The sequence below is a fragment of the Nesterenkonia natronophila genome (genome assembly GCF_003595215.1).
In the GTDB taxonomy this organism is placed as follows: Bacteria; Actinomycetota; Actinomycetes; order Actinomycetales; family Micrococcaceae; genus Nesterenkonia; species Nesterenkonia natronophila.
In genome coordinates this window covers 46,725-71,187 of record NZ_QYZP01000003.1, presented here as the reverse complement: position 1 = coordinate 71,187, position 24,463 = coordinate 46,725, and the positions used below count along the sequence as shown (strand labels likewise).

Annotated in this window: 17 protein-coding genes and 1 pseudogene; 6 read left to right on the top strand and 12 right to left on the bottom strand. The window is 62.0% G+C overall.

Annotated features, from left to right (window positions below; translation table 11 throughout):
- Window positions 1-15: 15 nt before the first annotated feature.
- Window positions 16-1,965, top strand: a complete 1,950-nt coding sequence (locus tag D3250_RS09345; protein WP_147383518.1) for an acylphosphatase — start codon at window positions 16-18, stop codon at window positions 1,963-1,965.
- Between the two features lie 75 nt (window positions 1,966-2,040).
- Here D3250_RS09345 and D3250_RS11730 read toward each other — a convergent pair whose 3' ends face one another.
- The 4 genes and pseudogenes from D3250_RS11730 to D3250_RS09330 form a co-directional block, all read right to left on the bottom strand.
- A complete protein-coding gene (locus tag D3250_RS11730) occupies window positions 2,041-3,045 on the bottom strand; it encodes a hypothetical protein (protein WP_147383517.1) in 1,005 nt (334 codons plus the stop codon).
- A gap of 73 nt (window positions 3,046-3,118) precedes the next feature.
- Window positions 3,119-3,463, bottom strand: coding sequence for a hypothetical protein (locus D3250_RS12050; protein WP_225973316.1), 345 nt, complete (start codon window positions 3,461-3,463; stop codon window positions 3,119-3,121).
- Window positions 3,464-4,513: 1,050 nt separating this feature from the next.
- A pseudogene (locus D3250_RS12205) lies at window positions 4,514-4,753 on the bottom strand (ATP-binding protein); the annotation flags it as partial.
- A 404-nt stretch (window positions 4,754-5,157) separates the two neighbouring features.
- Window positions 5,158-8,451, bottom strand: a complete 3,294-nt coding sequence (locus D3250_RS09330) for a chromosome segregation SMC family protein (RefSeq protein WP_119903130.1) — start codon at window positions 8,449-8,451, stop codon at window positions 5,158-5,160.
- A gap of 183 nt (window positions 8,452-8,634) precedes the next feature.
- Between D3250_RS09330 and D3250_RS09325 the strand changes: the two genes are divergently transcribed.
- Together D3250_RS09325 and D3250_RS09320 are read left to right on the top strand one after the other, a co-directional pair.
- On the top strand, window positions 8,635-9,858 hold the full coding sequence (locus D3250_RS09325; RefSeq protein WP_119903129.1) for an MFS transporter: 1,224 nt from the start codon (window positions 8,635-8,637) through the stop codon (window positions 9,856-9,858).
- 59 nt (window positions 9,859-9,917) lie between these two features.
- Complete coding sequence (locus D3250_RS09320) at window positions 9,918-11,093, top strand: sugar-transfer associated ATP-grasp domain-containing protein (RefSeq protein WP_119903128.1); 1,176 nt, start codon at window positions 9,918-9,920, stop codon at window positions 11,091-11,093.
- On the opposite strand, the gene D3250_RS09315 is transcribed toward D3250_RS09320, so the two are convergent.
- From D3250_RS09315 to D3250_RS09305, 3 genes are read right to left on the bottom strand one after another with little or no spacing between them, the layout of a single operon-like run.
- Entirely contained in the window at window positions 11,090-11,602 is a 513-nt protein-coding gene (locus tag D3250_RS09315) for a hypothetical protein (RefSeq protein WP_119903127.1), read from the bottom strand. The two genes, D3250_RS09320 and D3250_RS09315, sit on opposite strands and share 4 nt — an antisense overlap.
- Window positions 11,595-13,328 (bottom strand): asparagine synthase-related protein, encoded by a 1,734-nt coding sequence (locus D3250_RS09310; RefSeq protein ID WP_119903126.1) that lies wholly within the window; start codon window positions 13,326-13,328, stop codon window positions 11,595-11,597. The genes D3250_RS09315 and D3250_RS09310 overlap by 8 nt, the downstream gene beginning before the upstream one ends.
- Window positions 13,325-14,527, bottom strand: coding sequence for a glycosyltransferase (locus tag D3250_RS09305; RefSeq protein ID WP_119903125.1), 1,203 nt, complete (start codon window positions 14,525-14,527; stop codon window positions 13,325-13,327). Before D3250_RS09305 ends, D3250_RS09310 begins: the two co-directional genes overlap by 4 nt.
- Window positions 14,528-14,567: 40 nt before the next feature.
- On the opposite strand from D3250_RS09305, the gene D3250_RS09300 reads away from it, so the two are divergent.
- Window positions 14,568-15,686, top strand: coding sequence for a hypothetical protein (locus D3250_RS09300; protein ID WP_147383516.1), 1,119 nt, complete (start codon window positions 14,568-14,570; stop codon window positions 15,684-15,686).
- A gap of 8 nt (window positions 15,687-15,694) precedes the next feature.
- Here D3250_RS09300 and D3250_RS09295 read toward each other — a convergent pair whose 3' ends face one another.
- Window positions 15,695-16,501 carry a methyltransferase domain-containing protein gene (locus D3250_RS09295; RefSeq protein ID WP_119903123.1) on the bottom strand — a complete coding sequence of 269 codons (807 nt, stop codon included), beginning with the start codon at window positions 16,499-16,501 and terminating at the stop codon, window positions 15,695-15,697.
- A gap of 179 nt (window positions 16,502-16,680) precedes the next feature.
- Between D3250_RS09295 and D3250_RS09290 the strand changes: the two genes are divergently transcribed.
- Window positions 16,681-17,616: an ABC transporter permease gene (locus D3250_RS09290; RefSeq protein ID WP_119903122.1), complete on the top strand. Its 936-nt coding sequence runs from the start codon at window positions 16,681-16,683 to the stop codon at window positions 17,614-17,616.
- Window positions 17,617-17,626: 10 nt separating this feature from the next.
- Window positions 17,627-18,673: an ABC transporter ATP-binding protein gene (locus D3250_RS09285; protein WP_119903121.1), complete on the top strand. Its 1,047-nt coding sequence runs from the start codon at window positions 17,627-17,629 to the stop codon at window positions 18,671-18,673.
- Between the two features lies 1 nt (window position 18,674).
- Here D3250_RS09285 and ndk read toward each other — a convergent pair whose 3' ends face one another.
- From ndk to ileS, 4 genes are read right to left on the bottom strand one after another with little or no spacing between them, the layout of a single operon-like run.
- Window positions 18,675-19,088 (bottom strand): nucleoside-diphosphate kinase, encoded by a 414-nt coding sequence (gene ndk, locus D3250_RS09280; RefSeq protein ID WP_119903120.1) that lies wholly within the window; start codon window positions 19,086-19,088, stop codon window positions 18,675-18,677.
- Window positions 19,085-19,561 carry a DUF4233 domain-containing protein gene (locus tag D3250_RS09275; protein WP_119903119.1) on the bottom strand — a complete coding sequence of 159 codons (477 nt, stop codon included), beginning with the start codon at window positions 19,559-19,561 and terminating at the stop codon, window positions 19,085-19,087. The genes ndk and D3250_RS09275 overlap by 4 nt, the downstream gene beginning before the upstream one ends.
- Window positions 19,561-20,979, bottom strand: a complete 1,419-nt coding sequence (locus D3250_RS09270; protein ID WP_119903118.1) for a bifunctional folylpolyglutamate synthase/dihydrofolate synthase — start codon at window positions 20,977-20,979, stop codon at window positions 19,561-19,563. The genes D3250_RS09275 and D3250_RS09270 overlap by 1 nt, the downstream gene beginning before the upstream one ends.
- Entirely contained in the window at window positions 20,972-24,292 is a 3,321-nt protein-coding gene (gene ileS / locus D3250_RS09265) for an isoleucine--tRNA ligase (protein WP_119903544.1), read from the bottom strand. Before ileS ends, D3250_RS09270 begins: the two co-directional genes overlap by 8 nt.
- Between the last annotated feature and the right edge of the window lie 171 nt (window positions 24,293-24,463).

The following is a 24,463-nucleotide window of genomic DNA, read 5'->3' as shown; positions in this document are numbered from 1 at the left end:
CGCCCAGTGGCTCTCGTGAGGCTTGTCAGATTTCGCCGTAATGACGACAAATCCCAGCCCAGCAGGATCTACGCCCAGGTTGTGGGAAGTCATCTCGACAAAGAAGTCCGAGGTATAGGTCAGGCCGAGCTCTTCCAGAATGGTGAGCACCTCATCCTTCCTGCCAATGCATGGAAGTGCGGCGAAACCGTACTCGAAGCTCTGCTAAGTAAGCAGGTCCCGCTGGGCGACATCCGCCAATCGACTTCACTCATCGACGGGTTGATCCACTCAGTCGAATCGTCGATGCCAACAGAGGATGACGAGCCTGCGCACGCTGCCTACCACGTGGTTTTCCGAGCCATTAGGGAAGCGTTTCTGGCCTTCTGCACCGCGGACTCACCGGTCGAAGATGAGCTTGGAGCTTTGCTCGATGGCAAGATGCCTAAGGTTTCCCGCTACTTTGTTTCTCCGCCGCCCCCGGCGCCTACATACAACGGAACTCCGGCTAACGTCTTCAGCGACGCGCCATACATTGAACCGTTGCCCAAAGATGGCACCAAAGGGCACTTACTTGAGCGAGAAGCGCTGAAGTACGGAATGGCTAGCACACGGTATCCCAACGGGGCTTTCGTGGTGACAGATTCACAGAGTCAACAACGGATGGGCTTTAAGTGGGGTCGTTCTCCCTTGGCCAGCGGCGTCGCGCTATCCATTTGCAGCTACAAAGAAGCAACCCGGCGACTGCTCAATCGCGTGGATGTACCCGTCCCCAATGGACGCGTTTTTTCCATTGCCGACGAAGCACAGGCTATACAGTATGCCGATCGCATTGGCTACCCTGTGGTTTGCAAACCGGTAGCAGGGTTACGTGGTATCGGTGTGGTGGCCAATATTAAGAACCGCAACGAGCTCGAGGATGCGCTGAGGCTGTACAAACACAGCGAACTTGGCGCTGACGATTTCGTTATCGAGGAGCACGTGCCGGGCGAGGACTACCGAATTGTGGTGATTGGCGATCGAGTGGTCGCGTCCGTAGTACGTGCACCAGCATCTGTCACGGGTGACGGGTTGCATACCGTAGCTGACCTGATTGAGCATAAGAACCAGGCCCGGCAAGCGAACCCGCATCTCAGCTCTCGGCCCATCAAGCTGAGCGAATCCCTGGAGTACCAGCTTGAGTTGGCAGGCCTCAAGTACACTTCCGTCCCTGCTCGGGGTCAGGTCGTCCTCCTTGCCAACTCAGCGAACCTTTCGCAGGGAGGGGACAGTTTTGAGATCGCCGATGAGTTGCATCCGTCAATCAAAGAGTTGTCTGTCAAAGCAGTACAGGCCGTCCCTGGGTTAGGTTTCTGCGGTCTGGACATGTTGATTGAGGATCACACGAAGCCTGTGTGGGAACAGCGGGTCACAGTGATTGAGCTTAATGCTCACGCTGCGATAGGTAGTGCGCAATACCCCATGTGGGGAACCCCTGCCCCAGTGGCCAAAGATTTCTTTGAGGCCACGTGTGCCAACGCTGACATATCTTTGCCTGTTGCGCAGAGCGAAAGGTTATCTGTTGAGCTTTCGATTCGCGGCCGTGTCACCGGCGTCGGCTATCGCCAGTGGCTAAAACGCAAAGCTGTAAGATTCGGCCTCACCGGATTCGTCAGAAACCACGGAAAAAGTGGAGTTCTGGCCCACATCGAAGGTGATGCGGACGCCGTGGCAGCACTCGGTTATCTCGCCATGACCGGGCCACACAGGGCTGTTCCTACATCAGTTACGATGCGGCATGTGGGAGGACTTCACCGTTCCGCTTTCGAGATTATCTCTGACCCTTTCAAGGTCAGAGCCGTCAGAAAGGCTAAGCGGGTTGTGTCTAGAATGAGGCGCAAGGTCCGGAAGACGTTGCGCCTCGGAACTCCAAGAGGTATGAGCCTGGCTCTGCCACGGTTTCGAACAGATGAGGAGAGCTCCCGTCAACGTCTCGGACCTGCCTAGTTGTCCACTGTTCTTGGCTACGCACTGCCCGCTGGGGTTCCGCGAGTTATTGTAAGAGTCCTTCACCACGTGAAATCACGTGCTCGGAAACATCGCCCTGACGATCGGACCGGCTACATCTCTGGGACGCCCCGCGGCGGGAAAGTGATGCATTGAAATCATGGGAAAAGGGTTAACTTCCAGGATCGCCGGAGCCTCATCAGTCTCTCTGCGCGGAAGCAACACATCAATCCCCGCAACCCTCAACCCTGGAATCGCTCGCGCTGCCCGCACGACGAACTCCCTTTCATCCGGCGAAAGCTCATCAGTAGCATCGACCGCATCGCCCCCAGTGTGCAGGTTGCTAGTCTTTCTGAGATACACCTTTTGTCCATCGGCCGGCACAGAGTTGATGGCTAGTCCCCCTGAATTCAAGTTTTCATGAACCCGTTCATCAATTTTTATGTTCTTGTGTACAGGTCCACGATTTTTATTTTTCAATCTAATCAATTTTTTCACGCTGTTGCGTCCATCCCCGATGACATGAGCTGGTTCCCTCCGAGTAGCGGCGACAAGTTCATTATCTACCGACAGAACGCGATGTTCAGTGCCTGACATGAAGTTCTCTACGAGTACATCACCGTGGTCTCTCGCGACGGCTTCAAAAGCCTTTACGAAGCTTTCCTTGGATTCAACACCTATGTGCACGCCCCGCCCTTGAGATGCGTTGAACGGTTTCACTACCAGAGGTAGTGCATACTGACCCCACGCCCAAGCCCTCTCCACACTGTTTGCCTGAAAAACCACGCTTTCACCGCAAAGAATTCCAGAAGCCCTGAGGATGCGACTCGTGACCTCTTTTTGAGGAACAATTTTCCTCGCCAGCTTATGATTAATGCTAGAAACACCGTTTCGCCAATAGAACGATCGACCACTCCCTCGGGACAATAGAGCTTTACCGCTAGGAGTGCCGGACACCGACAATCCCCTATTTATAGCTTCATTAACAATGAGAGCGTTCCCAATACCCGCTCTAATCCCTTGGTCATGTATCACTTTTTTGGCATATTTTAGATTATCAATATTCGCCGTAATACCCATATATTTACTCCATTTATCTACACATTTGAACACTTTTTATGCTCAACCTCATCGAAGACGTCTGGTCGTGCACTTAAAGACTTGAGGCAACCTGGCGGGATGGTTCGACTCCAGCAATCTCTTCTAGAAGAGCTTCGAGCGATCCAGCGTGCAGGTATCCGAATTCAGAAGCCCGTGGTGTGACGGTCATTCCCTCCACCATAATTGGCCTGTGATGGGTTGCTGGGATGACGACGTCCACAACGGCCCAGGGGAGGCCGGGGATTGCTCGTACTGCACCCGTGGCAACGATACCTGCGTTGTGGGCTTGGTCAGCACTGAGTATGAATTTGGAGTCTGCACTGACAACTGCCATAACTCGCGAACGCGCGGCAAACACCTGGAGGTGCACTCCCGATACCACTTGTTGAGCTAGCACTTTAGCTCCTGATTCTCCGGACAGCACGTCCGAGTTGGCCGGGGAGCCTTGATAAAGATCGCGCCTGGCCCACCCTCGATCACGTGGAACTAGCGCTAGGTCATCTTGTGACCTGTCCCAGTACTCATGAACGCTACCCGGATCGCTCATGTAAATTGCCCGCGGTATTGAGATTCCTGCTCCGCGAAGGACTTGCCGCACGGTATGGTGTCGGCGCAATAGGGAACTAACACTAGCGGGGAAACGCTCGTCCATCAGTCCGTTAAACCACTTATCATCGTTTCCGACTCGTTGGGCACGCATGATACGCGCCGATTTACGCTCGACGCGCCATCCCCTGTCTTGCAAGAAGTGACCCAATTCGATTGCCAGTTGTTTCCCCAGGCGCTTACGAGGAGGGCCGCTCTCAGGCGAAAACAAACTGGAGACAGCGACGGTATTACGAACTGGGGAGGCGGTCGAAGCGTCATGAAGATCAAGAGGCGCTCGGCTGAGCATTCGCTTCCAGGCCGATGTGCCCACATCTTTGGGCTCACCATAGACAGGAAACGTTGAGTTGCTTATTGCTGCGTTGGTATTGAGCTCAAGTACGTATCCCCATCCCGTCTCGTTTGAAACTAGGATGTCTGCTCCCCCCCAGTCCATAGTGGGGACAGCTCCTATTGCTTGAGAAGCGAGTTCCTTCGTCGCAGAATCGAGTAGATCTAAGCATTCACTTGCGTCTCCTCCACTACTGATCCCTCCCACATTTCGCACTGTGACGCGAGTCCCCGCTGGAAGGACCGTCTCGAGTTCCAGGCCCTGACGACCGAGATGTCTTCTTGTGGTGTTGTCTACCGGTATCATCAATTTGCAATTATTCGGATTCAATCGTCGGACGTGATTCTTGGAGTCGATCAGCGCGCGAATCGTGGAGATTCCATCCCCCTCTACGTGAGGCAGAAGACGACGAATCGCACCGAAACTCTCTTCGGGACTCGCTATAATCCTAAACTCAACGCCCTCAATAAATTCTTCTACGAGAACTCCGCGACGACCGGAATTCGCTTGTCGGAATGCTTCAGTAATCTCGGGAGGGGTTTCAACGTTGACTGTGACTCCCTTACCTTGACCGCCGAATCGCGGTTTGACGACAACGGCGCAACCCAGGCGGCGCTGAATGTCAATGGCGTCTTCTGGTGTCTGAGCGAGCCCTCCTTTAGGGGTGGACACCCCAGCATCTCGAAGTATCCCTTTAGTGAGTACCTTATCTTTTACAAGCAGGCCACTCGTCGCTGTATCGGTGCACATATGGCCGCGGAGGAGGACTTGGCGGCTTCCCTTGGTTGCAACTGCGGTATACCCTCCATACCATCGCACCGACGCGCCATCGCGTTCAGCGGACCGGGCCAGAACCAGAGTGCCAATATTTCTTCCACGCTCGATCTGTTCCGCAACAAGGAACTGTGACTCAGAGTCGTCGTAGGTGTTCGGCGGGTCGGGAACTATGGGGGGAAACTGGTCAGTGATAGTCACTTACTTGCTCACCTATCGTCTTGTAAACCACATCGTGCACCGCAACGCTCGATGCTGACTTGTGTAGGTTCGCACCAACGCATAAAGGTGCCCTCCAAGACCTACTTTCGTGCTTCGCTTTCTCGAGTTGGTGCGCTGACGCTAACACACCGCCCTGCCTGTTCCGGCCACAGTCAGCTCTACAATCGCTGCGAGACGACACGAGTCGAGCCGTCCTGCCTCATAGACACCCCGTACAGGGCGTCAGCAATCTCCATTGTGCGTTTCTGGTGGGTGATGACGATCAACTGGGAACTCTCCCGGAGCTCTTCGAAAATCACCAGAAGGCGGGAGAGGTTCGTATCATCCAACGCCGCCTCCACCTCATCCATCACGTAGAACGGGCTAGGCCGCGCTTTGAAGATCGCCACCAGCAGCGCCACTGCTGTTAACGACCGCTCTCCTCCGGAAAGCAGTGAGAGCCTGCGGATCCGCTTCCCCGGCGGCCGGGCTTGGACCTCGATACCGGTGTTAAGCATGTCCTCCGGGTTGGTCAGCTCCAGCCGACCCTCACCCCCAGGAAACAATCGGGAGAACACCCGCTCAAACTGAACTCGCGTGTCTTCCCACGCCTCCGAGAACACCCTGTGCACCGTGGAGTCCACCTCAGCAATAATGTTCAGCAGGTCCTGGCGCGACGACTTCAGGTCAGTGAGCTGGTCCTGCAGATAGGTGTGTCTCTCCTCCAACGCGGCATGTTCCTCCAAAGCCAGTGGATTTACTTTGCCAAGCGCCTTCAAGTCTCGCCGCGCGCGAGTCAGACGCTGCTCCTGCTCCGCTCTGACATAGGGCCGCGCCGGCTCGGGATCATCATCTGCGTCCGAGTCGGGTACGCCCTGATCAGGGCCGTAGTGCTCAATAAGGTACTCCGCCGTCAGGCTGAGCTCCTCCTGAGCCCGAGTCTCCGCGGCCTCCAGAGCTAGTCTCATCTCAGTCTGTCGCAACTCCGCCTGATGCAGCCGTGCGGTGATTTCTTCTAACTGCGCGGACTCCCCCGCCCGCGTCTTTGCCACCTCGGCCACCCGGGACTTCAGCTCGCGGTGGTGCTGCTGGGCTGCGGCACGGGCTGTCTCGATGCTTTCCAGTTGCTGCGCAATACGCTCCACCGCACCCTGGGCTTCCTCCGCGATCTGTTCAGCCTGCCCAGCCTGCTCCTGCCGCGCCTCGGCCGCCCGACGGGCCTGATCCTGGCGGTGCTCCTCAGCCTCAGCGGAGCGCCGAAGCGCCGCGGCACGATCCAGCAGCTGCTTATGCTCCTCCTCCGCAGCACGCAGCTCCAGCCGAGCGTCGACTTCATGGCGCCGTTGAGCGGAGGCTTCCTCTGCGAGCCGGTCACGCTGTGCCGTGGAGGGCTCCTCGACGGTCTGGTCACTTTCCGCGGCCTCCAGCCGGGCGGTGATTTCCGCCAGCTGCTCGTGGGCATCGATTACGGCGGTCTCCGCGTCCTGGATCTCGTTGGAGAAGCCATCGATGCGTTCTTGGGAACGCCTGGCCTCCCGCTTGAGGCGGGCCAACTGCTCTGCCGCAGATGCCAGAGCTGCCTGGTTGGACTGGACCGCGTCGGATGCTTCACTGACTCGGAGCTCGGTGGAAGCGACTTCATCCTGACCGCGCCGCACTCGGGCATCAGCTGCCTCCAGTTTCTGGGTGGCTTCGGCCAATTGCTCTTGCAGCTTCTCGACCTGACCGGTGAGAGTGGTACCAGAATCTCCGGTCGAGTCACCGCTGATCCGCTCTCCCTGCCGGATCACAGCCTTGTTCAGGGCCAGTGCTGCCGTGACCTCGCCCCGTTTCACCAGTTCCGCGCCGAAGGCTTTTTCATCCACCAACACCGCCCCGGAGAGCGCCTCCTGCACTGATTGGGCTCGTTCCCGATATACCTCGACGATCTCTATGCTGAACGCCGCACCGTGTTCTCCCAGTTTCACCGGCTCTTCAGCAGCCTCGATCACGTCCTGAAGCGCGGAGATCTTGGCCCGGGTCTCACTGACGGAAATCTCCAATGCCCGCTGCCGGGCCAGCCGTTCGTCATGAGCCACTTTGGACTCCTGGTAATGCTGCTGGGCCTGTGCCAGCTCTTCCCTAACACCCGGGTCCCCGGTTTCCACGCTGGCAATGTGCTGCTCCAATTGACCCAGCTCGGCCTGGGTGCTCTCCAAGGAAACTTGTTCTGCGGTCAGCTGGTCAGCAGCGCGACGCCGCCGTGAGGCGGCCGCATCTGCCCGTCCCTGGGCGGTCTCTTTCCGGCCTTGCAGGGTCGCCAGTCCAGCTCGGCGGTCAGCAACTGCGCGCAGCTGGTCGGTAATGCGTCCTTCCTCCGCTTTCAGGTCCCGCTCCGCACCAGCCCGGGCGTCACTTATCGCCCCAAGTCGCTGCTTGGCGCCCTCCACCCCCGTCTGCTTCTCCTGGGCCTCCATGGCGAGGCGTTCGGCTTGGGTGCGCAGCTGCTGTGGGTCCCGCCCTCCGGTGTGCTCCACTGCGCTGTCACGGCGCAGGCTGCGGGTCCGCTCCTCGGCCAACGAGACCACCGAGCGCAGTCGCTCCTGGATTTGGGACAGGCGGTGGTGGCCGTCGGAGAGCTGCTCGGCACGGTACCGATGCTCCTCAACCTGGGAGTTCAGTGCCGCTACCTGGGCGTCACAGTCGGCGAGCGCGGCTTTCAGCCGGTCCGCGTCCGCACGGTCGGCGTGCTCACCCTGCGAAGAGGAGTGCAGTGCGGTGGCTGCCTGCACCAAATCGTCAGCGATCAGACGGGAGAGCGCATCGCGCACATCGTGTTGGATCCGCTGCGCCCGGCGTGCAACCTTCGCCTGACGACCCAAGGGTGCCAGCTGTCGGGAGATCTCCCCAATGAGGTCTTCGAGGCGCTCCAGGTTGGCCTGCATCGACTCCAGTTTGCGTACGGACCGTTCCCGACGGCGGCGGTGTTTGAGCACTCCGGCGGCCTCTTCAATGAAACCGCGCCGCTGCTCGGGTGTCGCCTGCAGAATCTGGTCCAACTGACCCTGCCCGACAATCACGTGCATCTCCCGGCCCAACCCGGAGTCAGAGAGCAGTTCTTGGATGTCGAGCAGCCGGCACTTGGTGCCGTTGATGGTGTACTCCGAACCCCCCGAGCGGAACATGGTCCGCGAGATGGTGACCTCGGTGTAGTCAATGGGCAGCAGGCCATCGGAATTGTCGATGGTCAGGCTCACCGAGACACGGCCCAGCGGCTGACGGGCGGAGGTCCCGGCGAAGATCACATCCTCCATAGACCCACCGCGCAGCGACTTCGCGCCCTGCTCCCCCATCACCCAGGCCAGGGCGTCGACCACATTGGACTTTCCCGACCCGTTGGGACCCACCACGGCGGTCACCCCAGGTTCGAACTCAAACGTGGTCGCCGAAGCGAATGACTTGAACCCGCGCACAGTCAGCGTCTTCAGGTGCATGCTGCGGGCTTCTCCTCTCGGCTGCTTGCGGGCTGCCGGTTCACCCGATCAGCTTAGCCCGTGGTCCTGCACATCTCACCTGGTGGGAATCACAGACACCAATGCCCAGCACATGCCATAAGGTTCTGGTGGAGTCGGCGGCGGAAACTCGCTGATCGGGAGCGAGTTGACGGAGGGACATCCATGGGCAGTGCACCTGAGGGCAAGGCAGGGCCCGGTCTGTTAAGCGTCCTCCTAGGAGCGGTGGGCGTGGGCCCCCTCCTGCTGTACGGGCTCAGCGCCACCAGTGACCGGGTCATCCTGGACCTGGGCATAAACGAAGCACAGTTCGGCCTGCTGGCCACCGTGTGCTTTGCCTCCGCTGCCATCGGCAATGCCACCCTGGCCCGTATGGCGGACCGGCACTCCGACGTCTTCCTGATGACGGTGGTCTTTCTGTTGGCGGCCTCGGCTCTGCTGCTGGCCGCCGTGCCCGCCGGATACGGGCTGCTGCTGATCGCGGTAGGCATCTCCGGGGTGGCGCAGTCCTTCCCCAACGGCGTGACCAACAGGATCCTGCTGGAACGAGTCACCTGGAAGCGACGGATCGGTTGGGTCGGCATCAAGCAGTCCGGCGTGCAGGTCAGTCAGCTCACCGCAAGCCTGACCTTCCCCCTTCTGGCACTGGCGGTGGGGTGGCGCGGAGCCGCTGCAGCCATCACCCTGCTGCCGCTGGTCCTGCTGGTACTCAGCTGGCGGTCACTGCGAACGGTTCCGCTGCTTCCCGAGGCGCAGGCCTCATCCACGGCTGCAACCGCTGCCTCCGATTCGGCGGCGGCCCCGAACAGGCGACGCTACCCAGGGATGGTGTGGGGGTTGACTGCCTTCGGGATGCTCAACGGCATCGGTGTTCAGGCCACCAACGTGTACATGCCGCTGTTCGCGGTGCGTGAGCTGGACTTCTCCTTGGTGCTCGGTGGTGTCACCGCTGCAGTAGCCGGAGTCGTCGGTGTCGCCGCACGCATCGGGTGGGCCCGAGTGATGGCCCGCGGAGCCTCGGGTCCGCTGGTGCTGATTGTTCTGGCCAGTTTGGCTCTGCTGGGAGCACTAGCCTTCTATGGGGCCTGGGCAACCGGTGGGGCCGCGCTGCTGTGGCTGGCGGTCTGCCTTCACGGCACCGCAGCGTTAGGCGTCTCTGTGGTGGTGATGAGCGCCCTGGTGCGCTCGATTCCGTCAAACCTGATGGCCTCAGCCAGTGGGATCACCACTGCAGGCATGTTTGCAGGCTTCGCACTGGGCCCAGCGGTGATGGGTGCCGCGGTGAGCTCCCCCGGTGGATTTCCCCTGGGGTGGGGCGCGGTGGCGCTGGTGTACATGGCGTGCACAGTCCTGGCCGCAGCGCTGCTCGCGGTGCAGCGGCGGCGTTGAGCTTAGCTCCCGCGAGTCCGGGACCGGAACTGCAGTGTGTGCCCGGTACCATCGCTCATATGTCTCTTGACCAGGCCCCTTCACCGAAGAAGCCCATCTACCCGGTTCGGCTGGCCCAGCGCTTGCTGCGGAATGCCAAAGACCCGTTGGGGATACCGGAACGCACCGCTAAGACCTACCGGTACCGCCGGCGTCAGTTTGGTGCCGCGCGCCGGTTCCTGCGCAAGGAGTTCCGCTGGGAGACCGAATGGGGAAACCGGAAGCCCGACTGGTGGCGCCGAGGGTTCCTGTCCCGGTCAGTGACCCTCTACCAGTTGCCCGACAATGACCCTTCGCTCTACATCAACGACGTTCAGCGCTACTTCCGCACCAAGCGGATGGTCAACCCGCACCTGCAGGAAGTGCTGAACAATAAGTTCTCCTTCTTCCTGCTGGTGAAGAATCTGGGACTCGACACCGATGTGGTGGACCTGCTGGGCTTGCACACCCGCGGCCATGTCCACCCGTTCCCGCAGAGCAGGCGCATTCCCGTCGACCAGTTCCTCGCCGAAATCCTCAGTGAGCGCCAGCACATCTTCGTCAAGCCTCTGCACGGCGCTGAGGCCAACGGGGTGCGCTCCATGAAAATCGCGGACGGCGAATACCGCATGGACGGGCAACCCAGCAGTATCGAGGAGATGGCCCAGTGGGTCCGGGATTTCCCCCGCCCGGTGCTCTTCGAGGCCGCCATCACCCAGCACGACTCCCAGGCCTACCTCAACCCGCATTCCACCAACACCATCCGGCTGCTGACCATGCCGGACGTCACCGACGACCACACGCCATTCATCGCCCGCGCCTCGCAGCGGATCGGTTCTGTCCGCTCCGGTCACATCGACAACTGGACCAAGGGCGGGCTCTCGGCCAACGTGGATCTGGAAACGGGCAAACTCTCCGCCGCCGCGCAGCTGCCCGAGGGTAATGACCTCCAGTGGTACGCCGAGCACCCCGACTCCGGGGCGCGCATCCAGGGCCATCAGGTGCCGTTCTGGGAAGAGACCAAACAACTGGTGCTGGACGCTGCGCAGCGACTGGCATTCATGGAGTACATCGGCTGGGACATCATCATCACCCAAGACGGGCCGGTCATTCTGGAGGCCAACATCAACTCAGGGATGAACGTCCTCCAGGTACATGGGCCGCTGCTGGCTGATCCGCGCGCCGCAGCATATTACCGGGCACGAGGCGTGGTCTAGGTTTTCTCCACCGGGGTGTGCACCCGGGTGAGGGCGAACAGCGCGGAAGTCTGTTCGCGCCCGCTCGCCAACGAATCCACCATCCCAGTGCGTTCCGCACCGGCGAAATCCCGCACCGCCGCCAGGAGCTGCGGGTCTGTGGTCACCAGGTGTGTGACCACAGCGGCTAATGGGTGTTCGATGTCCTCCGGTGAGCGCACCATCAGCACGGTGGGGACACTGTGCCGTTCCGCCTGGATCAGCTTCTCCCGCCACAGCGGAGGAATCCGGGGATAGTCTGGAATTCCCAGCACGACGACGCCACACCGCCGTACCTGCTCAGCGCCGGAGCTGGGGATGGTCAGATCAGTGGTGGCAGCGTTCAACGCCGCAGCGCCCAGGGCGCCGATGCGCGGTGCAACAGCGCTGCGGGCTCTGCGGCCGATCCGCCGACCGGCTCGCTTGGCTCGCCGGGCCGCGGGAAGCACCCGAGTGCCGACCCACGTGTTGTCCAGGGGCTTATCAGGCATGTTGGATCCTTAGCGGGTCGGCGGCTGTGACCCTGGTGCCGTACTGCTCCAACCACAGGGTGAGCAGTGCCAGACCGCGGATCAGGTGCTGCGAGCGCTGACTGTTGAGCAGTTTCTGCCACACGACCACCCCGTGAGCGGTGGCCGGATCCGCGGCGGCCAACTCGGCTGAGAGCAGCCCCGCTGCGGGACCGCTGCGGATCAGATTCGCCAGGTACCGCGCACCCTCCCGGCTGGCGATGCGCCGTTTGTGGTGCCGGGTGCCGGTGAGATCATCAGCGGTGGGCATTCCCCTCAGCGCAGGGTCAGCGGCGGTCAGCAAGCGAGGGTACCAGGCGCCGTCGGCTTTGGCCTGATGCGGAAGCTTCAAGGCCAGCTGGGCGACTTGGTCAGTCACCATCGGCATGACGGTCGGCTGTGCGCTGCCGAGCACTTTGGCTGGTGCTGGCGAAATTCCCGGCACCGTCCTGAGCAGGTAGGAGGTGAGTGTGTGGGCGTTGGGGTGGTCCGCGTATCGCTCGGCGGTCGGCCATGCCCCACTGTAGGCGCGTTCTTCCACGGCGACGGAGACGCTGTCCTGCAGGACCTTCCGCGCCTCAGTGAGGTACCGCGAGCGCGCCTGGATGCGGCTGAGCTGCAGGTCGCGTCGGGTTCTGGGGCGAGCGTCCGCTGGGTCAGCGAATCCTCCCCCCAGCAGCACTCCCCCGCCAATGCCGTCGAAGATGGCCCCGGGGCTGGTGCGCAGCGCGCGGACCACCGGCATCAGCCAGAAGTGGAATGAGGCCTGAAAGTCCACCGCCTCGGCGTAGTCAGCGAAGTCCTCTCCGAACGCGCTGTAGCGTCCGGTGATGATGCGGTGCTCTACACTCAGGGTTTCCGCGACCTCTGCGGCGACAAGCTCTTCCAGGGCTGAGCCGGCGTCGGAGCTGGTGGACCATGCCGTCAGCTGCTGCGGATGCGCGCTCTCCCGAGCGGCCAGAGCGGTGAGCATCCGCGAGTCGCGGCCTCCGGATAGCATCGGGTTGGCAGCACCGCCAGCGCGTGTACCGTCCAGATGAGGCCGCATGTGATCGGCCATCACCGCAATGGTCTCTTGGGTGACCTCAGCGAGGTTCGGAGGAGCCTGCGGCGTGTAGTCCTCCCACGGCCAGTGCTGCTGACTCACGCGCACGGCGCCGGAGTCGGTGACTTCGGCGTACTCCATGGGCATCAGGCGGCGGATCTCGGTGAATGTTGTTCGCCCGGCCAGTGGAGCCCCGAAGGCCAGGATCTCGCTCCATGCCTGCCAGTCCGGAGTGAGTTCTTCGGCTGTCTCAGCCAACCATCGCAGCCGGGTGGAGAAGAATACTGCGGATTCGGCGGTGTGGACGTAGAGCACTTGGCAGCCGGAGACGCTGCCGTGCACCGTGCCGGATCCCCGGGCGTTGGTGCGCAGTCCGCAGGCATCAGCCTCCCGCGCAGTGCTCGTCCACGGCTGGTCGAGCAGCTGGGGGGCGATCTGTCCGGCGGCGTTCCACGCAGCGCTGACGCTGCGTTCGGCGCGCTGGACCACCGCAGTGTTGGTGACGCGCAAAGTGAGGCCGGGCAACAGGTACGAGGGCTGCCATGTAATGCCCTCCTCCTCGGCGAGTTCCGCCATGCTGTCCGCGCGGCGCCGGTGCGCCTCCGTCATCCGTCCGAGGACCCCGCACACGGCAGTGGGCTGCAGCATCTGCTCACCTGTCATGGGGTGACTCCGCGCCAGCGCAGACGCTCCACATGCCTGCCCGGGCCATGGTCGATAGCGAATTGCTGGCCGCGCCGCGTCTGCTCCAAGAATCCTTCCCTGTCCTGCCAATACTGGTCCACCACATCCCTGATCTCTTCCGGTTCGGCGTAGAGGGCGGCGTCGCCGAAGATCTCCCTCAGATAACCGGGCAGAACTACCAGGCAACCTGCGGCAAGCGCTTCCATGATCGCCCGCCCGAATGCTTCTCTCCACTTGGGATGGTGTGCGTAGACCCAGAAGTCGATCCGTTGGAGGAAGTGCTCGGGAGCTTCAGCGCCGAATGGAGTGACGGACCAGGCCTGCGGAATCCTGCCCAGAATCTGGTCCGGAATATCGGCCCCGCCCAGAATCTCTACCTTGTACTGGGGATCATCCGGGTACGCGCTGAGGATGGCCTCTGGGGTGTCCGGCCATTTCTCCCGCTGCGGCCTGGAGTGACGGCCGATGACGGGCCGATCGGCGACGAATCCGGCCCGCGGGGTCGTGACCAGTTCCTGACCGAAGACGTTGACCCAATCCTGCTCTGCCATGCGGATGGCAGCGGCGCTCTGTTCAGCAATGCTGGCCCGGACCACCGGGCTGATCGGCGCCCATTCAGCAGGCTTGCCGAAGATGTTCCGCGCCGCGGCATCGGCGCGGGCAACGTCATACTGCCATGCCCCATCGGCGTCTACGGCCGGGTGGTTTGCGACCAGGACCACCCGGTCGGCCCTCAGCCGGGGGAGCTCCGTGGCACTGGTCTCCATGACGAAGGGGTGACGGATGATCACCAGTCGGGCGTGCAGCGCTGCACGCGGTGAAACAACGTGGACCTCCGGCAGCCCCACAACCCCCATGATGTGGCGGCTGAATCCCGTCGCGGTGGTAGTGACAGCGGACTGGGCATGCACCAGCGCTGTGGAGAGACCAGCAGCAGACTGGGCGCGCGTCTCTTCCGCTATCGAGGCTGTGGTGCCCCCGGGCAGCCTGAAGTCCGAGATGATGGCCACATCCACCTCAGGCACCTCAGTGGTCCCGGCCTGGATCAGTTGGGCTGAGACCGTGCTCAGCTCACCGGAGAGTTCTGCAACCTGGGTGCGCAGCGCCTCAAGGTCAGCACCGGTCACGCGCTGGCGAATGCGGCCGAGGTGGCGCCGCAACGGAATGGAACGGGTCATCACCGCCACTTTAGCGCCAATGCCTATTAGGCTTTGCATCGTGCCAGTTCATACCTCGCTCCCTGACGCCGAGAGACCTATCGGCACATTCATCAACGCGCACGTCCATCCGGCCTGGGATCAGCTCAACGAGTACCCACGACTGACCCGACACATCCAGACGATGAACTATGGTCTGCGGCAGCGCAGGATGCCAGTACATCAGTTCCAGGGGTGGTACGCGGCATTCCTTTATAACGGGAACATTGTGGGCGGCAGGTATGGGCGCATGACGACATTGGTCAGCGACCAGGCGGCCGAGGCCTGTGCGAGTAAGACGCTCACTCAAACTTATGCCGCTGCTGCCGACCTGCCGGTGGCTGGCGGAAAGGCATTCGCCGCTGATGCAGAGGCAGCCGCCCACCAGCTCCTCGCCGCCGGAGGCTCATGGGTCGTCAAACCTGATGCGGCTCGGAGAGGCCGCGGTGTGAGCCTGCAGGTGACCGAGAGCGGATTTCCTGATGCCTGGAAGCGCGCAGTGCGGCTGCGGCCCCGGGGTGCGCGATCTTCACAGGAGGTGGTGGTCGAACCCTTCCACGACGGACTGTTGGTCAGGTTCTTCGTAGTCGGTGGGACGTCTTATGCGGCCGCTGTACGAGTCCCGCTGTTCGTAATCGGAGACGGCTCCAGCACTGTGGCGGACCTGGTGCGCGCCAGCTTTGAGCATCGTTCAGTGCACGCGCTGCTCAAGTCCACGTTGCCCAGCCTCGGATCTGTGCTCTCAGAACTGCCTGATCCGTTGACTGGTGAGACTGTGCTGGAGCGCGGAGACCTGCGGATGCTGCAGGAGGACGGGCGACTCACCGCAGGGGGTTTGCCATTCGATGTCACCGATATGGTGTCTCCCGCGCTCCGTTCACTGGCCGAACGTGCCGCACAGTCGATCCCTGGGCTCGGGGCCGCGGCCATCGACCTCATCACACCTGCGTTGAACTCCGCCGATGGGGCCGTCATTGTGGACGCTGATGCCTGGGCCAGTGTGTTGATCCACCGCTTTCCTGCATTCGGCCGACGCCGTCGGGTGATGTGGGAATTGACGCAGATGCTGAGTCTGCGCGCCCAGTATTGGGACAGCCCGCGTCTGCCTCTGATCTCGTCTTCGGTGGAGGACGCGGACTGAGCTGGTTCTCAGCTTCTGCGGCGCGCGATGAAGAAGATCCGGCGGAACGGCAAGATGGTCCCAATGCGGGTCTCTGGGTAGGCCTCTTTCAGCGCCGCCTTGTACTCAGCGGTGAACTTCGCCAACAGCTCTGGTGGCAGAGCGGAGAGCACCGGGCGCGCAGCCGCCGCTGAAATCCAGTCGAACACCGGGTCCTTACCCTGCAGGACGTGCTGGTAGGTGGTCTCCCAGGCCTCCACATCCCACCCGTCTCTGCTGACGTCAAGCATGTAGTCGACCACTGCGGCTGTCGGCGTCAGAAGCGTGGAGGGATCAATGTGCTCCGCGTAGGGAGCGCTTCCGGCTAGGTCGTAGAGGATGCGGTGACTCGGCGCGGCATAGTTTCCCGGGACCTGCACGGCCAAGACTCCCCCGGGCGCTACGGAGTCTTGGATGCTGGGCAACAAGTCTCGGTGGTCGGGCAGCCACTGCAGTGCAGCATTGGACACGATGAGGTCCACCGGTTTCTCCGTGGCGAAGGCGCGGATATCTGCCTGCTCATACTTGATCTTGGCGTCGTCGCGCGTTGATTCCCGGGCTTTGTCCAGCATTTCCTGACTGGTATCCACCCCGGTGATGTGGGCGGCTGGCCAGTGATGCCGCAGAACGGGCATCCCGTTTCCTGGGCCGCAGCCCAGATCCACCACGGTGCGCGCATTGGGAAGGTTAACCCGCCCCAGCAGGTCCACGAACGGACGGGTACGTTCTGAGGCGAAGGCCAAGTAGCGAGTGGGGTCCCAGGTGGTATCCGTGGGCGCGCCGGAGGAGGAGGGCATGAAGTGATTCTAGAGACCCAGCGCTGCCGGGGCCGAGACTCATGACACGTGACGCAATGAAGGAGCCGCAGATCACCTGCCCTGCTGACCTTCGCGGGCCCTGTGGAGCCCGCTGGTAGACTGGGCCCCGCTTTGCCCCGCCGTGTGCGAGGCTCGCACTTCACACCGGGAGGACTCTCATGGCAGCACCCGCCGCTGAAAGGCGCACGCCCAGTTTTCAGTTGGGTCCGCAGCGGGTCGTCCAGATGGACGGAGACCAGCTGGTCCGCGTTGGTGCCCGGCCCGGGCTGCTGCGCTACATCCGCAACATCTGGGCCTTCAGGCACTTCCTCCAATACGACGCCCACGCGCGCACCTCGTCCCAGAACAACTTGGACTCCTTGGGACGCTTCTGGATGGTGATGAATCCCCTGCTGCAGGCGGCGGTGTACTTCTTCATCTTCGGCTACATCCTGGAGACACACCGTGGGATTGTGAACTTCATCGGGTACCTGATCATTGGGGTTCTGACCTTCCGTTTCATTCAGGGTGCTGTGGTCAGCGGTTCCAATTCGATCGCCGGCAACCAGCAGGTAGTCCAAGCGTTCAACTTCCCACGCGCCTGCCTGCCCATCTCCTCCACAGTGCGCGAACTCTTCGCAACGGTCCCCACGTTCGTGGTGATGGCGGTTCTGGTCTACTTCATCGGCGACTATCAGATTGCTGATATGCAGCGCGCTGACATCACCTTGGACTGGAAATGGCTGATGTTCTTCCCGGCCATTTTTCTGGGGCTGTTGGTGATGACCGGACTCAGCCTGATTCTGGCGCGTGTGGTGGCCAACTACAACGACGTCAAGCACCTGATCAGCATCGGTGTCAGGCTGTGGTTCTACGCCTCTGCAGTCATCTTCAGCGTGGACCGCTTCGCTGACCGCGGCCATGACTGGATCATCACCGTCATGCACTACAACCCCGCCTTCTGCATCCTGGACATCATCCGCGATGCCTGGCTCTACGACGGCCTCGGGGAACCCTTCCGGTGGATCGTGCTCGGCGGATGGGCCGTAGGAGCCTTGAGCATCGGAATGATCATCTTCTGGCGAGGCGAAGAGACCTACGGACGGGAACGCTGAGCTGCCCTATATGAGCACACCTACCTCCCCCTACAACCCCCGCCGGGCCAACGGACCTGCCCGCCACGATGCCACCGGCGAAGGCCTGGACCTGGACCCGGAGGCCTTCGACGACGGTTTCGGGTTCGAGGCGATCGAGGAGATCGCTTGGGATGACCAGCCGCTGACGCAGAGTGCGCCGCAGATTGAGACTGCCGATCCAGCGCGTGTTTCTGTGGCTGTCGACTGCGCCTCGAAGATCTACCGCATCCGCTCCGGCAGCGAACACAAGAACTCCACCAAACGCATCGGTCGTCACCTGCAGCGGGCCCTCGGCTCCGGCTGGTCAGAGATCCCTGCGTTGGACGAACTCAGCTTCGTGGTCAACCGGGGAGAGACCGTGGGAGTCATCGGCACCAACGGTTCTGGGAAGTCCACGTTGATGAAGCTGCTGACCGGTAAGATCCGCCCCAGCTCCGGGGAGGTCTACGCCACCTCCACTCCGGTGATGCTCGGCGTCAATGCGGCCCTGGTGAGGCAGATTTCAGGACGAGAGAACATCAAACTCGGGTGCCTGGCGATGGGCCTCTCCCCGAAGGAGGCCAAGCAGAGATTCGACATGATCGTAGAGATCTCCGGGCTTCACAACGCCCTTGATATGCCGCTGAAGGCGTACTCCTCCGGGATGGCCTCACGGCTGCAGTTCGCGATCGCCACCAGCGTGGACCCGGACATCCTGCTCATCGATGAGGCACTGAATACCGGCGACGCCCAGTTCCGGGCCCGCACCAAGAAGCGCCTGGACGAGGTGCGCGCTCAGGCCGGCTGCGTGTTTCTGGTGTCTCACTCGCTGGGCACCATCAAGCAGATGTGTACCCGTGTGATCTGGATTGAGCAGGGCCGGATGCTCGCCGACGGGGACCCCGAATGGGTCTGCGCTCAGTACCAGGAGTACACCGACCACAAGTCAAATGGGCGGATGCGCGCCGCGCAGATCGTCTACGACCGCACCCAGCTGAAGCTGTCCCCCATTCAGGTGGAGTTCACCGACGGCACCCGCCCGACCAAAGCCGGATAGTTCAGCTGAACCAGATCCCGATTTCCCTTTCGGCACTGTCCACCGAATCGGACCCGTGGACAAGGTTCTTCTGCACCTTCTCGCCCCAGTCACGGCCCAAGTCACCCCGAATCGTTCCCGGGGCTGCGGTGCTGGGGTCGGTCGCTCCCGCCAATGAGCGGAAACCCTTGATGACCTCGTCACCTTCCACAACGGCAGCCACAATGGGGCCGGAGAGCATGAAATCGACCAGCGGCTGGTAAAAAGGCTTGCCCTCATGCTCGGCGTAGTGTGCGGCCAACTGGTCCGGGCTCGCCTGCCGTTTGGCCAGCTCAGTGATTATGTAGCCTTTAGCTTCGATCCTGCGCAGGATCTCACCGGTTAGGCCCCGCTCCACGCCGTCGGGCTTGATGAGCACCAGGGTGCGTTCGGTCATGTTGTGTTCTCCTCACTGTCCGCTTCCGCGGCAAGTTCTTCTTCCGCTCGGTATCTTTCCATCTTTTCAGCATCAATCTGAGCACCCCGGGAGACCGCGTACCACCAGCATGCCGCGAACCCTAATCCGGGCAATAGCGCCAACGGCACGATCAGCCCCGCGGAGGTGATCAGCGCCACCCCAACGAAAGTGGCGACAATGATCCCCTGCATCACCCATCCGGCGGGGTACCCGATGGGTCGGTGCAACACAGCACACAGGGCCACGCACACCACGGCAACCAGGCAGGCCGCCGCGAAGATCCACCACGCATACCACTCGTTCTGATTCAGTCCCCAGGCAGCCAGACCGAAGAAGACCATCAGAGCCGCTTCCAAGCACAGGACAGTTGAGGCGAACAGCGCCTTCACCGACCGAGGGGGCCGGACCTGACCCGGCTCCCATTCTCGCTGAGCACGCGAACGCCAAGCCATCAGGATCCGCCTTCGGCGGCGTCGGTGTCAGGGATGCCCGAGTCCACCGCACCGAAGAGAGCACGTGTCTCAGCAACTGCTGTGATCGATCCGGTGACCAATATCCCGCCGGTCCCGGTGGCACCTGTCTCATCGGTGCGGGCCACCGCCCAACTGAGCGCCTCGTCCAGCCGTTCAGTGGCGTGGATACTCGACTCAGGGAAGCCCGCATCCAATGCAAGCTCAGCGAGCTCATGCGCCGGTATCGCCCGCGGTGAGGTGGATGCTGTGAAGCAGATAGCGTCGGCGAGGTCGCTGTACTGCTCGAACAGTTCCCGCAGCATAGCCCGGACATCCTTCTCCCGAAGGATGCCCACAATGAGGACCAGGCCTGTGAGTCCGAAGCTCTCTTTCAGCGCCTGGGCGCTGGCTTCGATGCCGGCGGGGTTGTGTGCGGCGTCGACGATGATGGCCGGGGCCGAGCGCAACGTCTCCAACCTGCCTGGTGAGGTGATGTGCTCACATGCTGTGCGGAGGTTCTCCGCTGCGAGCTCCTGCTCACCGCCTCCGATGAACGCCTCCAACGCGGCCACCGCCAGAGCGAAGTTCTCCGCCTGGTGGGCTCCCAACAGTGGCAGCATCAGATCAGGGTAGCGCCCGGCAAGCCCTTGGACGGTGACCTGCTGGCCTCCCACACCGGGGAGCCTGGATTCCACGCCGAACTCAACGCCCTCGAAGCGGAAAGGTATCCCAGCGCGCTGCGCAGCTTCCAATAGGACATCGGCGGCGTCGCGCTCTTGGGCTGCGGAGATGAGAAAGCCGCCGGGTTTGATGATGCCAGCCTTCTCTTCAGCGATCTCCTCCACAGAATCGCCCAACAGATCTGTGTGGTCCAGGCTGATCGGCCCGATGACCTGCACGGCTGCATCGGCTACATTTGTGGCGTCCCAGGAGCCGCCCAGGCCAACTTCTATGACCATGACGTCGACCGGTTCGTCGGCGAAGATCGCGAACGCCAGCACCGTCAGCAGCTCAAACAGGGTCAGTGGCACCTCACCCTGCTGGCCCAGCTGCTGATCGACCAGCCCTATGTGGGGTCTGATCTCATCCCAGATCCGCACGAATGTCTCATCTGCTACCGGCTTGCCGTCGACTGCTATGCGCTCGGTGACCTTGCCCATGTGCGGGGAGCTGTAGCGACCCACCCGGAGGTCATGGGCTAGGAGGCCCGCCTCGATCATCCGAGCGATTGAGGTTTTACCGTTGGTGCCGCCGACGTGGATCACCGGCGCGGTGCGCTGCGGTTGGCCCAACACATCCATCACTTGCTGCATGGGCTCCAGGCGGGGGCGCATGTCGGACTCCGGCGCACGGGACAGCATCTCGGCGTAGATGCTCTCCACCGAGAACTCGTCGACTGGCTGCACTGACTCAGGCATGGGACTTCTCGATAACAACGACGCTGGCGCGGGTGCTCTCCGTCTGCTCTCCGGCCACGAGGTTCAGCTGCACTGTCAGCGTCTCGGCCTTGACCAGCTCCGCGTGAGCCTCCACGGCGTCAATGACCTCAGGCGAGGCGGTCAGCGTAGTGGCGATACGGTCTGAGACCTGCAGGTCCTCGCTCTTGCGGGCGGCCTGGACGGTGCGGATGACATCACGGGCTGTGCCTTCGGCGACCAGCTCGTCGGTGAGCCGAGTGTCCAACACTAAGAACCCCTCTCCTGCTCCGGAGGCCTTTTCCAAGACAGACACTGCTTGATCGCCGAGTTCCTCCGACACGGTGGTGGTCAGTGTGTACTCCCCCTCCTGCAGTGCGAGCCCTCCTGCGGTCACGACTCCATTGGAGACAGACCAGTCCCCCGACTTCGCCCCACGGATGGCGTGCTGAACCTCTTTGCCCAGCCGCGGCCCTGCGACCCTGGCGTTGACGACGAGCTGCTGACCGATGCCGAACCGCTCCGCCGGAGCCTGCTCTGAATCCAGCAGCTCCACCTTCTTAATGTTCAATTCATCGGCAATGATCTGCTCGTAGGTTCCCGCCAGCGATTCAGCGCCGGGAGCCACTACAGTCAAGCTGGCCAGTGGCTGCCGCACTCGACGCTGAGCCTGCTTGCGCAGTGCTGAGCCTGCGGAGGTCACGACCCGGGTGAGATCCATCAGTTCCACGGCCCGCTCGTCGCGCACATAGCGCGCGGGGTCCGGCCAGTCGGCCAGATGCACGCTGCGGCCCCCGGTCAGCCCGCGCCACACTTCCTCAGAAACCAGAGGAAGCAGCGGCGCTGCAACCCGGGTGAAGGTCTCCAGGACCGTGTAGAGCACGTCGTAGGCGGTGAAGTCTTCATCGTAGAACCGCTGCCGGGACCGGCGGATATACCAGTTGGTGAGCAGCTCGGCGAATCGACGCAGCGCATCACAGGCTCCTGAGACGTCGAAATTGTCCAGCGCGTCGGTCGCGTCCCGGACCAGGTCTCCGGTGGCGGCCAGGATGTAGTGATCCAGCGGAGTGAGTCGGGCATCGTCGTTCTCAACTTCTTGGGCCTGATATCCGGCCCCCTGCTTGGCCGAGTTGGCGTAGAGGGCGAAGAAGTGCCAGGCGTTCCACATTGGAAGCAGCACTTGACGGACGCCTTCCCGGATGCCACCTTCGGTGACCACCAGATTGCCCCCGCGGAGAATGGGAGAGCTCATGAGGAACCAGCGCATGGCATCTGATCCGTCGCGGTCAAACACCTCATTCACATCCGGGTAGTTCTGCAGCGACTTGGACATCTTCTGTCCGTCAGAGCCCAACACGACCCCATGACTGATGACGTTGCTGAAACCGGGTCGGTCAAAGAGTGCCGTGGCCAGGATGTGCATGGTGTAGAACCAGCCGCGGGTCTGACCGATGTACTCCACGATGAAGTCTGCCGGGTTGTGTCCGTCGAACCAGGCAGCGTTCTCAAACGGGTAGTGCACCTGCGCGAAGGGCATGGAACCCGAGTCGAACCACACGTCCAGGACGTCCTCCACCCGGCGCATGGTCGAATTCCCGGTGGGGTCGTCAGGGTTGGGCCGCGTCAGCTGGTCGATCCAGGGCCGGTGCAGATCCGGTTCGCCCGCGGCGTTGCGGGGGTAGTCTCCGAAAGCCTCCTTCAGCTCATCGAGTGAGCCGTAGACCTCGGTGCGCGGATAGTCGGGATCATCAGAGACCCACACTGGGATGGGGCTGCCCCAGTACCGATTGCGGGAGATTGACCAGTCCCGGGCGTTCTCCAACCACCGGCCGAACTGGCCGTGCTTCACGTTCTCCGGGATCCAAGTGATCTGCTCATTGAGCTCCAGCATGCGGTCCTTGATTTCCGTGACTGCCACGTACCAGGAGGTGACCGCTTTGTAGATCAGGGGCGTGCGGCAGCGCCAACAATGCGGATAGGAGTGCACATAGGACTGCTCCCGCACCAACCGCCGGTCGGTCTTGAGCCGGTTGATGATGGCACGGTTGGCCTCAAAAGCCTGCACGCCGGCGATTTCCGCCAGGGGGGTGTCCCCCCGTGGGGTCGGCTCGGCGAACATCGGCAGGAACTGCGCGGCGGCATCGATGGACAGGATCACCGGGATGCCAGCCGCCTCGGAGGACCTCTGGTCCTCCTCACCGTAAGCGGAAGCCTGATGGACCAGGCCGGTGCCGTCGGTGGTGGTGATGTAATCCTCCACCAGCACCCGCCAGGCCTTCTGGGTGCCCCAAGAGTCAGTATCGGAGTAGTAGTGCCACAGCGGCTCGTACTCCAGCTGGGCCAGGTCCTTGCCCGAGTACCGGCTTACTACGGCGGCCTGAGCTGCATCAGCCGCGGAGACACCCTCGTGGTCTGCGAAGCCCAGGTCCTGCGCGTAGGCGCCCACCAGATCGGCAGCGATCATATGCTTGCCCGGCAGCGGACCATCAGCAGGTGCCTCCACCACCGCGTATTCAACCTCCGGGCCCACCGCCACGGAGAAGTTGGTGGGCAGGGTCCACGGGGTGGTGGTCCACGCGAGAAGATTCACTCCGCGCAGCTGCTCACCCAACGTCCCGCCACCGGTGATGGGGAACGTGACCGTAACCGAGGGGTCCTGCCGGTCTTTATAGACTTCATCGTCCATACGCAGCTCGTGGTTGGACAGCGGGGTCTCGTCCTTCCAGCAGTAGGGCAGCACTCGGAACCCCTGATAGGTCAGGCCCTTTTCATGGAGCTGCTTGAACGCCCAGATGACCGACTCCATGAACTCCACATTGAGCGTCTTGTAGTCATTCTCGAAGTCCACCCAGCGGGCCTGTCGGTTCACATATGCCGACCATTCCTTCGTGAACTTCAGGACATTGGAGCGGCAAGCGTCGTTGAAATGTTCGATGCCCATGGCCTCGATCTCGGCCTTATCGGTCATACCGAGGTCCTTCATAGCCGACAGCTCAGCGGGAAGCCCGTGGGTGTCCCAACCGAAGCGGCGCTCCACGCGTTTGCCGCGCATGGTCTGGTAACGCGGCACCAGATCCTTCACATAACCCGTCAGCAGGTGACCGTAGTGCGGGAGGCCGTTGGCGAACGGAGGACCATCGTAGAAGACGAACTCGTTGTCCTCCGGGCGCGCGTCCACCGAGGCTTGAAAAGTGCCATCAGCTTCCCAGTACTTCAGGATGCGTTGCTCAATCTCCGGGAAACGCACCGAGTTCTGCACCTTGCGGTGGGCGTCAGCGGTGGTGCGCGGATACGTGGGAGAAGCGTTCTCAGTCATGAAGGTCATCCTGGTGCATAGCTGTGGCTAGTTCTGCAAGGACGCCTGGGGCGGGAGGGGGCTCCCGACCGCCTGCGCGGTACCACCTTGCTTGCTGGATCCCCGATGCTGGTATCGGGCATACACGCCGCTTCATGACTGCTGTGACGGGCTTACCCGTCCGGGTCTACT